This is a genomic window from Pseudomonas sp. NPDC089743, from assembly GCF_044748785.1.
Classification (GTDB): domain Bacteria; phylum Pseudomonadota; class Gammaproteobacteria; order Pseudomonadales; family Pseudomonadaceae; genus Aquipseudomonas; species Aquipseudomonas putida_X.
In genome coordinates this window covers 17,661-31,471 of record NZ_JBIVGS010000013.1, presented here as the reverse complement: position 1 = coordinate 31,471, position 13,811 = coordinate 17,661, and the positions used below count along the sequence as shown (strand labels likewise).

Annotated in this window: 13 protein-coding genes; 7 read left to right on the top strand and 6 right to left on the bottom strand. The window is 63.7% G+C overall.

Annotated elements, in window-relative coordinates; genetic code table 11:
• Positions 1 to 172: 172 nt before the first annotated feature.
• The 4 genes from kdgD (at position 173) to ACIPZC_RS19905 (ending at position 5,935) form a co-directional block, all read left to right on the top strand.
• Entirely contained in the window at positions 173 to 1,084 is a 912-nt protein-coding gene (gene kdgD, locus ACIPZC_RS19920) for a 5-dehydro-4-deoxyglucarate dehydratase (RefSeq protein ID WP_400629009.1), read from the top strand.
• Positions 1,085 to 1,187: 103 nt separating this feature from the next.
• Positions 1,188 to 2,549, top strand: coding sequence for an MFS transporter (locus ACIPZC_RS19915; protein ID WP_241803574.1), 1,362 nt, complete (start codon positions 1,188 to 1,190; stop codon positions 2,547 to 2,549).
• Between the two features lie 77 nt (positions 2,550 to 2,626).
• Positions 2,627 to 4,180 carry a galactarate dehydratase gene (gene garD, locus ACIPZC_RS19910; protein WP_267816236.1) on the top strand — a complete coding sequence of 518 codons (1,554 nt, stop codon included), beginning with the start codon at positions 2,627 to 2,629 and terminating at the stop codon, positions 4,178 to 4,180.
• 174 nt (positions 4,181 to 4,354) lie between these two features.
• On the top strand, positions 4,355 to 5,935 hold the full coding sequence (locus ACIPZC_RS19905) for an aldehyde dehydrogenase (NADP(+)) (protein ID WP_400629006.1): 1,581 nt from the start codon (positions 4,355 to 4,357) through the stop codon (positions 5,933 to 5,935).
• 225 nt (positions 5,936 to 6,160) lie between these two features.
• Here ACIPZC_RS19905 and ACIPZC_RS19900 read toward each other — a convergent pair whose 3' ends face one another.
• Positions 6,161 to 6,910, bottom strand: a complete 750-nt coding sequence (locus ACIPZC_RS19900; protein WP_241803577.1) for a FadR/GntR family transcriptional regulator — start codon at positions 6,908 to 6,910, stop codon at positions 6,161 to 6,163.
• 222 nt (positions 6,911 to 7,132) lie between these two features.
• On the opposite strand from ACIPZC_RS19900, the gene ACIPZC_RS19895 reads away from it, so the two are divergent.
• A complete protein-coding gene (locus ACIPZC_RS19895) occupies positions 7,133 to 7,783 on the top strand; it encodes a DUF998 domain-containing protein (RefSeq protein ID WP_400629004.1) in 651 nt (216 codons plus the stop codon).
• A 75-nt stretch (positions 7,784 to 7,858) separates the two neighbouring features.
• Positions 7,859 to 8,188, top strand: a complete 330-nt coding sequence (locus tag ACIPZC_RS19890) for a hypothetical protein (protein ID WP_267816244.1) — start codon at positions 7,859 to 7,861, stop codon at positions 8,186 to 8,188.
• A 169-nt stretch (positions 8,189 to 8,357) separates the two neighbouring features.
• On the opposite strand, the gene ACIPZC_RS19885 is transcribed toward ACIPZC_RS19890, so the two are convergent.
• Positions 8,358 to 9,572, bottom strand: a complete 1,215-nt coding sequence (locus tag ACIPZC_RS19885) for a YeeE/YedE family protein (protein ID WP_400629002.1) — start codon at positions 9,570 to 9,572, stop codon at positions 8,358 to 8,360.
• Between the two features lie 167 nt (positions 9,573 to 9,739).
• Here ACIPZC_RS19885 and ACIPZC_RS19880 point away from each other — a divergent pair, with 167 nt between their 5' ends.
• Positions 9,740 to 10,648 (top strand): LysR family transcriptional regulator, encoded by a 909-nt coding sequence (locus ACIPZC_RS19880; RefSeq protein ID WP_400629000.1) that lies wholly within the window; start codon positions 9,740 to 9,742, stop codon positions 10,646 to 10,648.
• Here ACIPZC_RS19880 and ACIPZC_RS19875 read toward each other — a convergent pair whose 3' ends face one another.
• The 4 genes from ACIPZC_RS19875 to ACIPZC_RS19860 form a co-directional block, all read right to left on the bottom strand.
• Entirely contained in the window at positions 10,649 to 11,167 is a 519-nt protein-coding gene (locus ACIPZC_RS19875; protein WP_400628998.1) for a DMT family transporter, read from the bottom strand.
• 161 nt (positions 11,168 to 11,328) lie between these two features.
• A complete protein-coding gene (locus ACIPZC_RS19870; protein WP_400628996.1) occupies positions 11,329 to 11,907 on the bottom strand; it encodes a hypothetical protein in 579 nt (192 codons plus the stop codon).
• Between the two features lie 75 nt (positions 11,908 to 11,982).
• Positions 11,983 to 13,275: a PQQ-dependent sugar dehydrogenase gene (locus tag ACIPZC_RS19865; RefSeq protein WP_400628994.1), complete on the bottom strand. Its 1,293-nt coding sequence runs from the start codon at positions 13,273 to 13,275 to the stop codon at positions 11,983 to 11,985.
• A complete protein-coding gene (locus tag ACIPZC_RS19860; protein WP_174141128.1) occupies positions 13,272 to 13,700 on the bottom strand; it encodes a DUF2231 domain-containing protein in 429 nt (142 codons plus the stop codon). The genes ACIPZC_RS19865 and ACIPZC_RS19860 overlap by 4 nt, the downstream gene beginning before the upstream one ends.
• Positions 13,701 to 13,811: the final 111 nt, after the last annotated feature.

Here is a 13,811-nt window from a genome sequence, read left to right as displayed (position 1 = left end):
GACTCGCAACGCCCCACACGGACCTCAGTCGCTACACCCACCATTCCTCCAGCGGCCCTCATGCTCGGAAAAATTTTGTGCAGAGGGACTAGTCATCGCACAGGTTGTACGATAACTTACCTCCAACGCAAAACAACACCCTTCACCCAAGCGCCACAGGATGCCAATAACAATGACTCCACAAGAACTGAAATCCATCCTCTCCCACGGCCTGCTGTCTTTCCCGGTCACCGATTTCAATGCCCAAGGCGACTTCAACCAGGCGGGTTACATCAAGCGCCTTGAATGGCTTGCCCCGTACGGCGCCAATGCCCTGTTCGCCGCCGGTGGCACCGGTGAGTTCTTCTCCCTGGCCGCCAGCGAGTACAGCCAGGTGATCAAGACTGCCGTCGATACCTGCGCCACGTCTGTACCGATCCTCGCCGGCGTCGGTGGCTCCACTCGCCAGGCCATCGAGTATGCACAGGAAGCCGAGCGCTTGGGTGCCAAGGGCTTGCTGCTGCTGCCGCACTACCTGACCGAAGCCAGCCAGGACGGCGTCGCTGCCCACGTCGAAGCGGTGTGCAAGTCGGTCAACATCGGCGTGGTGGTGTACAACCGCAACGTCTGCCGCCTGAACGCCGACCTGCTGGAAAAGCTTGCCGAACGCTGCCCGAACCTGATCGGCTACAAGGACGGCCTGGGTGACATCGAACTGATGGTGTCGATCCGTCGTCGCCTGGGTGACCGTTTCAGCTACCTGGGTGGCCTGCCGACCGCCGAGGTGTATGCTGCCGCTTACAAAGCCCTGGGCGTGCCGGTGTACTCCTCGGCGGTGTTCAACTTCATCCCGAAGACCGCGATGGACTTCTACCACGCCATCGCCCGCGACGATCACGCCACCGTTGGCAAGCTGATCGACGACTTCTTCCTGCCGTACCTGGACATCCGCAACCGCAAGGCTGGCTATGCCGTGAGCATCGTCAAGGCAGGCGCGAAGATCGCCGGTTACGACGCAGGCCCGGTGCGCACGCCGCTGACCGACCTGACCGCTGAAGAATACGAAATGCTCGCAGCTCTGATGGACAAGATGGGTCCGCAATAAGCGCACCCCGCGGCCTGCCAATGCCGCACCCGGAGTGGGCTACCCCCACTCCGACTAAAACTTGTGAGCCCGCACAAAAATAACTAGTGGGAGTATTGCCAGCATGCAAGCGACTAAAAAGACGCATGTGCGCTACCTGATCCTGTTCATGCTGTTTCTGGTGACCACGATCAACTATGCCGACCGAGCCACCATCGCCATTGCAGGCTCCAGCCTGCAGAAAGACCTCGGCATTGACGCCGTAACCCTTGGTTATATCTTCTCCGCCTTCGGATGGGCTTACGTTGCCGGCCAGATTCCTGGTGGCTGGTTGCTGGACCGCTTTGGCTCCAAGAATGTCTACGCCTTCAGCATCTTCACCTGGTCACTGTTCACCCTGTTGCAGGGTTTTGTCGGTGGCCTGCCGGTCGCCTGGGCAGTGGTCACCCTGTTCACCCTGCGCTTTCTGGTCGGCTTCGCCGAAGCGCCGTCGTTCCCGGGCAACGCCCGTATCGTCGCGGCTTGGTTCCCCACCGCAGAACGCGGCACGGCGTCGGCGATCTTCAACTCAGCGCAATACTTCGCCACCGCGCTGTTCGCCCCGATCATGGGCTGGATCGTGTTCAGCTTCGGCTGGGAACACGTGTTCGTGGTGATGGGTGCACTGGGCATCGTGTTCTCCGCCGTTTGGCTGAAGACCATCTACAACCCGCGCCAACACCCGCGCATCAGCCCGCAAGAACTCGAGCACATCGAGCAGAACGGCGGCCTGGTGGACATGGACCAGAAGCGTGGCAACGACGGCCCGAAATGGGGCTACATCAAGCAATTGCTGACCAGCCGCATGCTGCTGGGTGTGTACCTGGGCCAGTACTGCATCAATGCCATCACCTACTTCTTCCTGACCTGGTTCCCGGTGTACCTGGTGCAGGAGCGTGGCATGACCATCCTCAAGGCGGGCATCATCGCCTCGCTGCCGGCAATCTGTGGCTTCATCGGCGGCGTGCTCGGTGGTGTGCTGTCTGACTGGCTGCTGCGCCGCGGCAACTCGCTGACCTTCTCGCGCAAGCTGCCGATCGTCTGTGGCCTGCTGCTGTCGACCACCATGGTCTTCTGCAACTATGTCGAAGCGGAATGGATGGTGGTCGGCTTCATGACCCTGGCCTTCTTCGGCAAGGGCATCGGCGCACTGGGCTGGGCCGTGGTCGCCGATACCTCGCCCAAGCAGATCGCTGGGCTGTCCGGCGGCCTGTTCAACACCTTCGGCAACATTGCGTCGATCACCACCCCGATCGTCATTGGCTACATCATCAGCGCCACCGGCTCGTTCAAGTGGGCGCTGGTGTATGTTGGCGCCAACGCCCTGGTAGCGATCTTCAGCTACCTGGTCATCGTCGGGCCGATCAAGCGTATCGAGTTGCGTGAAGGTGCAAAGCCAGACGCTGAGCCTGCCGCCCCGGGCGAACTGGCTGACGCACGTCACTGAGTGAGCACGCCCGCGGCCGGCAATGCCGGTGCGGGCGGATGTACAAAGCCTGAGAACATCACGAACAGGGCCCGAACATGCAGTTGATCGAACATTCCGACTCGCCCCGCTACGTCCGGCTGCACGACGACGATAACGTCGTGGTAGTGGTCAACGACGGTGGCTTGGGTGAAGGCGCGCGCTTCCCCGATGGCCTGACCCTTGTAGAAGCCGTCCCACAGAGCCACAAAGTGGCCACCGTCCTGATCGCCAAAGGCGAGCCAGTCAAGCGCTATGGGCAGATCATTGGTTACGCCCTGGAAGACCTGCGTCAAGGCAGTTGGGTGCAGGAAAGCCAACTGGCCATGCCGTCCGCCCCTGAACTGGACAGCCTGCCGCGCTGCGATGCAGTACCTGCGCCTCTGCCTGCGCTGGATGGCTTTACCTTCGAAGGCTACCGCAACGCTGACGGCACCGTCGGCACCCGCAACATCCTGGGCATCACCACCACCGTGCAATGTGTGACCGGTGTGCTGGAGCATGCGGTCAAGCGCATCCGCAGTGAATTGCTGCCCAAATACCCCAATGTCGATGACGTGGTCGCCCTCACCCACAGCTATGGCTGCGGCGTGGCGATCAACGCCCGTGATGCCTACATCCCGATCCGCACCGTGCGCAACCTGGCACGCAACCCCAACCTGGGTGGCGAAGCGCTGGTCATCAGCCTGGGCTGCGAGAAGCTGCAGGCCGGCCAGGTGATGCACGACAACGACCCCTCAGTGGACCTCAGCGAGCCGTGGCTGTATCGCCTGCAGGACGCCAGCCTTGGCTTTAGCGAAATGATCGAACAGATCATGGGCCTGGCCGAGACGCGCTTGCAAAAACTCGACAAGCGCCGCCGCCAGACCGTGCCGGCCAGTGAGCTGATCCTGGGCATGCAGTGCGGCGGCAGCGATGCATTTTCCGGCATCACCGCCAACCCGGCGCTGGGCTATGCCGCCGACCTGCTGGTGCGGGCCGGCGCCACCGTGCTGTTCTCGGAAGTGACCGAGGTGCGCGACGCCATCTACATGCTCACCTCCCGCGCGGAAAACCAGGCGGTCGCCGACGCACTGGTGCGCGAGATGGACTGGTACGACCGTTACCTGCAGCAAGGTGCTGCCGACCGCAGCGCCAACACGACGCCCGGCAACAAGAAAGGCGGCCTGTCCAATATCGTCGAAAAATCCCTGGGCTCGATCGTCAAGTCCGGCAGCGGCGCCATTCAGGGCGTGCTCGGCCCAGGCGAGCGGGTGAACCGCAAAGGCCTGATCTTCTGCGCAACGCCCGCCAGCGACTTCGTCTGCGGCACGCTGCAGTTGGCGGCCGGGATGAACCTGCACGTATTCACTACGGGTCGCGGTACCCCCTACGGCCTGGCCATGGCGCCGGTGGTCAAGGTGTGCACCCGCACCGAACTGGCCCAACGCTGGCCGGACCTGATCGACATTGACGCCGGGCGCATTGCCAGCGGCCGTTCAAGCATCGAAGAACTGGGCTGGGAGTTGTTCCACTACTACCTGGACGTGGCCAGTGGCCGCAAGCAGACCTGGGCAGAACAACACCGGCTGCACAACGACATCACCCTGTTCAACCCGGCGCCAATCACCTGATGGTTCGGCCTTGCCCGGTATGCAAATGGCACGCGCCCGCCTGGGGGAGCCGGCTTGCCGGCGACGCAGGCTGTGCGGTGCAGGGCACGGGCTTGGCCAGTGATCACCGGCACGCCGGCTACCACAGGTCATGCGCCCTTTACTGATCAACCCTTCCAAACACTGGAGCACACCATGCCTGAGATTCTTGGCCACAACTTCATCGCCGGCCAGCGCAGCGCCGCTGGCGCGCAACGCCTGCAGAGCCTGGACGCCACCACGGGCGAGGCCCTGCCCTACAGCTTCGCCCAAGCCACCGAGGCCGAGGTGGACCAGGCGGCTCAAGCGGCGGCAGCGGCCTTTGCCGAATTCCGCCAGCTGGCCCCGGCACGTCGTGCCGAGTTCCTCGATGCCATCGCTGCCGAACTGGACGAGCTGGACGACGCATTCGTCGCCGTAGTCTGCCGTGAAACCGCCCTGCCCGCCGGGCGCATCCAAGGTGAGCGAGGCCGCACCAGCGGCCAGATGCGCCTGTTCGCCCAGGTACTGCGCCGTGGCGACTACCTTGGTGCACGCATTGACCTGGCCCTGCCTGAACGCCAGCCGCTGCCCCGCGTAGACCTGCGCCAGATGCGCATCGGCGTCGGCCCGGTCGCCGTGTTCGGCGCCAGCAACTTCCCGCTGGCCTTCTCCACCGCAGGCGGTGATACCGCTGCAGCCTTCGCCGCCGGCTGCCCGGTGGTGTTCAAGGCACACAGCGGCCATATGGCCACTGCCGACCTGGTCGCGGCGGCCATCGTTCGCGCTGCCGAACGCACCGGCATGCCCAAGGGTGTATTCAACATGGTGTTTGGCGGTGGCGTGGGTGAGTGGCTGGTCAAGCACCCGGCCATCCAGGCGGTCGGCTTCACCGGTTCGCTCAAGGGCGGGGACGCACTGTGCCGCATGGCCGCAGAGCGCCCGCAACCCATCCCAGTATTCGCCGAAATGTCGAGCATCAACCCGGTGATCATCCTCCCGGGCGCGCTGGCCAAACGTGGCGACGCCATTGCCCGCGAACTGGCCGGCTCCGTGTGCCTGGGTGCTGGCCAGTTCTGCACCAACCCGGGCCTGGTAATCGGCCTGCAGTCGCCACAGTTCAGCCAGTTGCTCACCGACCTCGGCCAGCACCTGGACCAGCAAGCCGGGCAGACCCTGCTCAATGCCGGTGGCTTGCGCAGCTACGTGAGCGGCCTGGAGCACCTGCAGGCCCACGCCGGCATCGAACACCTGGCAGGCCAGCCTCAGGAAGGCAGCCAGGCGCGTGCACAGCTGTTCAAGGCTGACGCCCGCTTGCTGGTGGACGCCGACCCGCTGCTGCAGGAAGAAGTGTTTGGCCCGACCACCGTTGCCGTTGAAGCCCAGGACACCGCGCAGTTGCGCGCCGCCCTGCTCGGCTTGCGTGGCCAGCTGACCGCTACGCTGATCGGTGAGCCTGAAGACTTCGACGCATTTGCCTGGCTGGTACCGCTGCTGGAAGAAAAGGTTGGCCGCATCCTGATCAATGGCTACCCGACCGGCGTGGAAGTGTGCGATGCGATGGTCCACGGCGGGCCGTACCCAGCGACCTCCGATGCCCGCGGTACGTCCGTCGGCACCCTGGCCATCGATCGCTTCCTGCGCCCGGTGTGCTACCAGAACTATCCGCAGTCGCTACTGCCCGAGGCACTGCGTGACAACAACCCGCTGGGCCTGCGCCGCCTGGTGAATGGGCAATGGAGTGACGGCGCGCTCTGAATGCTCTGATGCGAGAAAAAGCCCCGTAGTTACGGGGCTTTCTTCTGACGCTTGCATTGGATTTACCGGCTCTATCGCCGGCAAGCCGGCTCCCACAGGTACCGCGCTGCCCTCAGGCCCCGCGCAAATTAAATGGGAACCTGTCTTGCTCAACTGCTAAAAGCTGACGCAATCCAAGTGGGAGCCGGCTTGCCGGCGATGGGGCCCGCACAGCCACCCGCGCTATCAAACCCCTTGCGCTTCAGCTTCCGCATGCGCCTGACGCAACCGCTCCCGGCTGTTGCTCAGGTGCATGCGCATGGCCATCTTGGCCCCTTCACTGTCGCTTCGGGCGATGGCTTCGTAGATCGCCTCATGCTCGTGCATCAACCGGCTCATGTAGTGCGCCTGGTCATCATGCGCCAGACGCGCCGAGTTGAGCCGGGTACGCGGGATGATGCTGGTACCGAGATGGTTGATGATATCGGCGAAGTAATGGTTGCCGCTGGCCTGGGCGATACGCAGGTGGAACTGGAAGTCCGCCGACACCGCATCCGTGGCATGGGCGGCGCCCTCGTTGAGTTCGTCCAGCGCCGCGCGCATACCTGCCAGCTCTTCTTCGCTGCGCCGTTGCGCCGCCAGGCCTGCCGACTCGATCTCCAGGGCGATGCGCAGCTCCAGTACCGCCAGCACCTCACGCAGCGTGACCACGGTGGCCGGGTCGATGCGGAAGCCGCCCGTGGCAGGCGTATCCAGCACAAAGGTGCCGATGCCATGGCGAGTCTCGACCTGCCCGGCCGCCTGCAGCCGCGAGATCGCCTCACGCACCACAGTGCGGCTCACGCCCTCCTCGGCCATGATCTGCGACTCGGTCGGCAGCTTGTCGCCACGCTTGAGCTGGCCGCTACGAATACGCTCGGTCAGCACCGTGACCAGTTCCTGGGCCAGACTGCGCGGCTTGCGCCGGGTCTTTGCCTGTACCTGTTGCTCTGTCATGCCCTGTTTTTCACCTTGAAAGACAGCCGCCATGATAGCGCAAGCAGTTGTACGATCACATCCATCCGACGCGGTATTTATGGACGCAATGCGCCCTGCACAAAGGGCGTCGGAATTTAGCAGCGCAGCAACGGACCTAACCGCGAAGGAGCCAGGACAGACGGCAGACATCCCGGTACTGTATAGGCATCGATTGGTCACTCCATGGAAGGAAAACCGCTGATGAAAACCTTCGATCGCTGCCTGCTCTGCTGCGGGCTGATCATTCCGTCCTGGCTGCTGCTTGGCGTTTGGTTCACCGCCCAAGCCTACCCCGGCTACGACCATCTGCAGCAGGCCATGAGCCAGTTGGGCGCAGTGGGCGCCCCAACCCAACGCTGGTCACCCCTGCTCAACAACTTCCCCCTCGCGGTGCTGTTTACCCTGTTCGCCTGGGGCCTGGCGCGGCGCTGGCGTGGCTCGAAGCTCGCCCTGGCCAGCGCTGCACTGGCACTGCTGCATGGGCTCGCTAGCGCCGGCACCGGTTGGTTTGCATGCGATCAGGGTTGTGCGCCTGCGCAACCTTCCCTGTCGCAGCAACTGCACAACCTCTTCGGCTTGATCATGTTTCTCTCGTTGACCCTGGCCAGTGCGCTGTGGGCATGGGCCGGGAAACGCGTGGCCGGCTCACCCGCGCTGGGGGTCTTTTCACTGGCTTGTGTGGTAACTGCGATCGCCACTGCCGCCCTGATGGCCAAAGCGGCGCAGGACGGGCAGTTGTTCGGCCTGTACCAAAGGCTGAACTATGGCGCCTCGGTGATCTGGGTCGCCGGGCTTGCGCTGTATAGCCTGCGTCCCACACTGGCAAATCGCCTGCGCATCGCCACCACTTGACCCTAAACGTACTGGCCCCCAGGCATTTGAAGCGAGGGCAAACTCCGTTCTTCTTCAGATGCTTAGGACAGCAACATGCGAGTATTTCTAGCAACGGTGGCCGGCTGCCTGCTGGCCACGACTGCCTTCGGCGCCCAGGCCAGAGCGCTGAGCCAGAACGACCGCCATGTATGTAGCTGGGGCTCGCAGATCGCCGCCGAGGCCCAGCGGGCCAAGCTTTCCGGCGTGACCTTGTATGCCACGCGCAAGAAACTGCAGGTACGCCGGTTCGCCAAGCCGTGGATGCGCATGACCGCCTTTGGCATCACCGAACAGACCTACAACAGTCGCTCGCGGTTAAAGCCGGCAGCCATCAAGCAAACCTACTACGAACAATGTGTACATCACGCAGTTGCAAAACGTTAAAGGCTTATTAATCAGATAGTTGAACAATTAATCTCATAAATAACGTGAGATAGCTCAAGCTCAGGCCGCCCCACCTTGCACGCCCCTTGACTGCAGTGTTCCAACACGCTGAAGGTCGAACCAGACAGATCCCGGCCGCCAAATGCCGGCGACCAGGGCCATGCTGTTTTCAACAACCCGTCAGCGCCGCTGGCCGGCGCTCACCGGCAAAGAAGAACGGGCGCAGGCGCACGCCAATCATGTTCCCGGTGTAGGCCGCGACCAGCCACAGCCAGCCATGCACGCTACCCGAGGCGATGCCGCTGAAGTACGCGCCAATGTTGCAGCCGTAGGCCAGACGCGAACCGTAGCCGAGCAGCAGGCCACCGAGCACTGCGGCGATCAGCGAGCGCAGCGGGATGTTCAGGCTCGGCGCAAAACGCCCCGCCAGGCCAGCCGCCAGCAGCGCACCCAACACGATGCCAAGGTCCATGACGGTGGTCACGTCTTGCCACAGCGGCGCTGCCAGCGCCTTGGCGTTGGCCGGGGCCTGCCAGAACACCCAACTGCCGACGTCCACCCCAAGGCTGGAAAGGGTCTTGGCGCCCCACAAGGCAAAAGCGGAGGTAATGCCCCACGGGCGGCCCGCCAGGGCCAGGGTGGCGTAGTTCAGCAAGGCCAGGGCCACAGCACCCCACAGCAACGGCCACGGGCCACGCAGGAAGCGGCGCAGGCCTTGGTGCTCACTGCTTACAGGTGCTTCGAGGGCGCCATGGCGGCGTTTTTCCAGTACCACCGTCGCCCAGGCGATCAGCGCGAATACCGCCACGCTGACCAGTAGCGCCGGCGCGACGCCCCAGGCATGGACGATCGAGGTGGCCGGCAACGATGGCAAGGCGAACCACCAGTCGGCATGGTGCGTGGCCGTGACCGAGCCAATGATGAAGAACAGCAGCGTCACCAGCATTCTGGCGTTGCCGCCACCAACGGTGAACAGCGTCCCCGAGGCACACCCGCCGCCCAGTTGCATGCCGATGCCGAAGATGAAAGCGCCAAACACCACAGACACCCCGGCTGGCGCCACCAGCCCGGTGACCGGGTTGCCAAACAGGCTGCCAGCCGCCAATGCCGGGAAGAACAGCAGTACGGCCAGGGCCAACATGACCATCTGCGCACGCAGGCCGGCACCTCGTCGTTCGGTGATGAATACGCGCCAGGCCGACGTGAAACCGAACGCTGCGTGATAAAGCGTCAGCCCCAGGGCGGCGCCAAGGATCAGCAGCAAGACCTGCTTGAAACCGGCATTGAGGTTGAGGAACCAGGCACCGGCCAGCAGCAGGGCCAAGGCAATCAGGGGGGCGCGCAGACGGCGCGGTTCGGGTGTGGCGGTTGCGGAAAGACCCATTGGAATGCTCGGATAACTGTAAAACGGGCGGCGATTATAGCGCTGGAGATTGCTCGATGCTGCTTCGGCTGGCGTTTATCGCTGCCAGCGGGGCCTAGCCGCTCAGCACTGCGCACATCTGTTAGGCTGATACCAAGCCCCCAAATACCCCACTGGCCATTCGCACCATGGATGAACTGCGCAAGATCGACCTTAACCTGCTGCTGGCCCTGCATGCGCTGCTGAGCGAAAAACACGTGACACGCGCTGCCATCCGCCTGCACCGTAGCCAACCGGCAGTCAGCCATGCACTGGCGCAACTGCGCGCGCATTTCGACGACCCACTGCTGATCCGCCAGCACGGTCACATGGCCCTGACCGCACGCGCCCAGTCCCTTATCAAACCGTTGCAGGACGCGCTGGGCAGCCTCAACAGCCTGCTGGCCACACCTCGCTTCGACCCCGCTCAGGCCCAGCGCAGGTTCCGCCTGTCGTTGTCCGACTACGCCTCACGGCTCATCCTGCCGCCCCTGGTCCGCCACCTGCGTCAGGCAGCACCGGGCGTGGACCTGGCCATCAGCCAGGCCAGCCGCGAGGCGATGATGGCGCAGTTGCTCGATGGCGAACTCGACCTCGCCTTGGGCATCTTCCCCGAACTGCCCCAAGGCATTACCGCGCAAACACTGTTCGAGGACAGCTTCGTCAGCATTGCCGACCGACAGGTATTGCCGGGCAAAGGCGGCCTTGCGCTGGAGGACTGGCTGGCACGGCCGCACGTGCTCATGGCCATGCGCCCGGACGCCCACGACGAGATTGAGCGCGCACTGGGTGAACGGGGCCTGCGCCGGCGCATCGCCTTGGCGCTGCCGCACTGGAGCGCCGCCGTCGACGTGCTCGCCGGCACCGACCTGATCCTCACCGTGGCCAAGCGCGCAGTGGGCCCGATGCGGCCACACAAGGCCCTGCGCCAGTTCGCACCCCCCTTGCCAATCCCGAACCTGGCCTATCAACAGGCCTGGCACACCCGAAAAGACAGCGATCCAGGGCATCGCTGGCTGCGGGAGACGGTCTGGGCCTGTTGCCAGCCCGGCCGCTGATCATCCTTCGGGCTGTTTGACGCTGGCCGTTGTGGCAGACGCAGGGCTGGCGGCCCAGGTGCTCTGCACCAGGAACACCCCAACGAGGATCAGAACCACTCCCGCAAGCCTAGGCAGGCTCACCGGTTTGCTGGCAACGCCCATCAGGCCGAAATGGTCGACAATCACCGACGTGAGGATCTGCCCGGCCACCACCAGCACCAGAAAGCCTGCGGCGCCGAGCTTGGGGGTCAAGGCGGCGGCAGCGGCGACGTAAAGTGCGCCAAGCACGCCGCCGATCCACAGCCACCATGGGCCCTGCACTGCCTTGCCCAGGTCGGGCAGCGGTACCCGTAGGATCAGCAAGGCCGCGATGACCACTACCGAACTGACCGTCAAGGACGTGAAGGCGCCCCAAAGCCAGTGCCCGAGCGCACGGCCGACGGCCGCGTTGCTGGCGGCCTGGTAGGGCAGCACGACCCCGGCGAGCAGCGCCAACAGCAAGGGAAGAAAAGCGATAAGCAGGGCCTTGTTAGGCATGGATGTACTCTTCTGAAGACAGGGTTGGTACATCATCTGCAAATCGACCGGCGTTATGGAAATCGAAATCCTGCACTCAGGTTATTCGCCACATGGATGATGGATACCGATCAATGATGCCGGCCCGGTGCTAGGCTCGCCCTGACTGGGCCGGCGATAGGTCAGCGGGATGTCTCGACCCGAAGTACTTCGGTGTAGATCGCATCGACCGTCTGGTCGACCTTGAGGTTTTTCATGCGTGCCTGCAGCTCAGGGTCTTCGACCTTGACCACCTGCAACTTGCCTTGCGGCGGTAGCAGGCTCACCTCATGGGTGTTGAGGTCGATCTTCTTGATCTGCGACGTCACCCGCACCTGGCGGAATGCCTCACCGCCCGGGTTGGGGTTGGCCAGGGTGGCGCGAATGGTTCCCGACTCATCGCTGGCTTTGGGCGCCCCGCCCACCTCAGTGTTCAGCACATAGGCCACTGCACGGGTCACGTAGATATCGACTTGGTCACCGACTTTGAGGTTGGGCAGCGCCTTGGCGTTTTCGCTGAGCTGGAACGTCACGTCCTTGTCGTCCGGGCCTTTGACGGTCACCTGCCGGTTGGCTTGGTCTATGGCCGTGACCTGTGTGGTCACATGGCTTTCCAGTGCTTCACTGGCGATCGGTATATCGGCAGCCTGCACCGTTAAACTGGCGGTACCCACGAGCGTGGCAAGCGCAACGGCGCGAGCGAGTGTGCAAAGAGCATTCATAGGCCTGCTTCCTTGTAATCGACACAAGATTGGCGCGTGAACGCTTCACGCGCCGCTCCTACACCATAGCTGGACTTACCGATTGCGCGTGACCCGCCAGACGGTATTGGCCAGGTCGTCCGCGATGATCAGCGCACCCCGTGGATCGACCGTCACCCCGACCGGCCGGCCGCGGGTCTTGCCGTCCTCGGCCCGGAAGCCGGTGGCGAAGTCGATGGGTTCGCCGGCAGGCTTGCCATTGCTGAACGGGACGAAGATCACTTTGTAGCCCACAGGGTTTGGCCGGTTCCAACTGCCGTGCTCGCCCACGAACACCCCGTCGGCAAAGCGCTCGCCCATGGCCGGTATGGAAAAGTCCACGCCCAGCGCGGCCACATGCGAACCGAGGCTGTAATCGGGCTTGATCGCGGCGGCCACCTTGTCCGGATTCTGCGGTTTGACCCGCTCATCGACATTCTGCCCCCAGTAGCTATAGGGCCAGCCATAGAAGCCACCCTCACGCACCGAGGTGAGATAGTCCGGCACCAGGTCCGGGCCGAGTTCATCGCGCTCGTTGACCACGGTCCACAGCTGCCCGCTGCCAGGCTGGATGGCCAGCGCCGTTGGGTTGCGCAAGCCGGTGGCGTAGGGTTTGTGGGCGCCGGTGGCTGCGTCGACCTGCCAGACCATGGCGCGGTCGATCTCCGCTTCCATGCCCCGCTCGGTGATATTGCTGTTCGACCCGATACCCACATACAGATAACGGCCATCGGGGCTGATGGTCAGCGCCTTGGTCCAGTGGTGATTGATCTCGGCCGGCAGGTCGGTGACCTTGGTCGGCGGGTTGGCGGCCTTGGTCTGGCCGTCCTGGTAGTCGAAACGCACCAGCGCGTCCTGGTTGGCCACGTACAGCTTGCCATCAGCAAACGCCAGGCCATACGGCGCGTTGAGGTTCTCGGCAAACACCGTCTGCACCTCGTAGGTGCCATCGCCGTCAGCGTCCCGCAGCAGTGTCAGGCGGTTGCCACCCTTGACCTGCGTATTGCCCTTGGCCTTGATCTGGCTGGCGATGACGTCCTTGGGCTTGAGCTTGGCTGCACTGCCGCCGCGGCCCTCAGCCACCAGGATGTCACCGTTGGGCAATACCAGGCTCTGACGCGGGATTTTCAGGTCAGTGGCGATGGCGGTGATGCTGTAACCCTCAGGCACGGTCGGCTTCTGCTCGCCCCAGTGTGCCGGCTCGGCGATCTTCATGTTCGGCAGCAGGCCACGCTCGGGGGCCGGCAGTTTCGGGTCGGGGCCGTGGGCCTGGGTCGCCTCGCCGTCCCCACCGCAGGCGCTCAACAGCAGCGCTACACTCAAAACAGGCAATGCATGCAAAGGTTTCATGCCGCACCTCCCGAACGCAGGTTGCTCATGCCCAGCCAGGCCGCCACGCAGGCCAGCACGGTGACGATCAGAGACAACACCAGGCCCGCAGGCATCACTGCCCAGGCATCCTTGGCGTGCTCGAACGCATTGATCAGCCCCAGTACCCAAGTCACCAGCAACAGCAGAAAGTACAGTGTCGGCCGCCCGCCCTTGCGCTCGGCGCGGACCAGGTTGGCCAGCGCGAACAGCAACGTCAGGCCACAGAACAGCAGGCCGCCGGCAATCAACCAGGAGGCGAAGTTACTCCACTGGATCTGGTAGCTCTTGAAATAGGCTATGTCACTCAGCAATGCGCCAAGAAACAGCGGCACCGTGCCGGCCAGCAGGATTGCATGCAACGGGCTGGGCGTGCAGCGGTAGAGGGTTTGCTCGGTAGCGGTCACGGCGCCTCCTTACTCAGTCAGTGACCAGGGCTGGCGGACAGGCGCGAGAGCTCGGTCCGTCAGGCGTGCGCGGGGTGCGCTTAGCAAAGGATCACCTTGACGTCCGGTTAG

What these genes read in the sequence shown, in the direction of transcription:
- kdgD (WP_400629009.1), top strand. Translation starts at nt 173, where the DNA reads ATGACTCCACAAGAACTGAAATCCATCCTCTCCCACGGCCTGCTGTCT.
- ACIPZC_RS19915 (WP_241803574.1), top strand. Translation starts at nt 1,188, where the DNA reads ATGCAAGCGACTAAAAAGACGCATGTGCGCTACCTGATCCTGTTCATG.
- garD (WP_267816236.1), top strand. Translation starts at nt 2,627, where the DNA reads ATGCAGTTGATCGAACATTCCGACTCGCCCCGCTACGTCCGGCTGCAC.
- ACIPZC_RS19905 (WP_400629006.1), top strand. Translation starts at nt 4,355, where the DNA reads ATGCCTGAGATTCTTGGCCACAACTTCATCGCCGGCCAGCGCAGCGCC.
- ACIPZC_RS19900 (WP_241803577.1), bottom strand. Translation starts at nt 6,910, where the DNA reads ATGACAGAGCAACAGGTACAGGCAAAGACCCGGCGCAAGCCGCGCAGT.
- ACIPZC_RS19895 (WP_400629004.1), top strand. Translation starts at nt 7,133, where the DNA reads ATGAAAACCTTCGATCGCTGCCTGCTCTGCTGCGGGCTGATCATTCCG.
- ACIPZC_RS19890 (WP_267816244.1), top strand. Translation starts at nt 7,859, where the DNA reads ATGCGAGTATTTCTAGCAACGGTGGCCGGCTGCCTGCTGGCCACGACT.
- ACIPZC_RS19885 (WP_400629002.1), bottom strand. Translation starts at nt 9,572, where the DNA reads ATGGGTCTTTCCGCAACCGCCACACCCGAACCGCGCCGTCTGCGCGCC.
- ACIPZC_RS19880 (WP_400629000.1), top strand. Translation starts at nt 9,740, where the DNA reads ATGGATGAACTGCGCAAGATCGACCTTAACCTGCTGCTGGCCCTGCAT.
- ACIPZC_RS19875 (WP_400628998.1), bottom strand. Translation starts at nt 11,167, where the DNA reads ATGCCTAACAAGGCCCTGCTTATCGCTTTTCTTCCCTTGCTGTTGGCG.
- ACIPZC_RS19870 (WP_400628996.1), bottom strand. Translation starts at nt 11,907, where the DNA reads ATGAATGCTCTTTGCACACTCGCTCGCGCCGTTGCGCTTGCCACGCTC.
- ACIPZC_RS19865 (WP_400628994.1), bottom strand. Translation starts at nt 13,275, where the DNA reads ATGAAACCTTTGCATGCATTGCCTGTTTTGAGTGTAGCGCTGCTGTTG.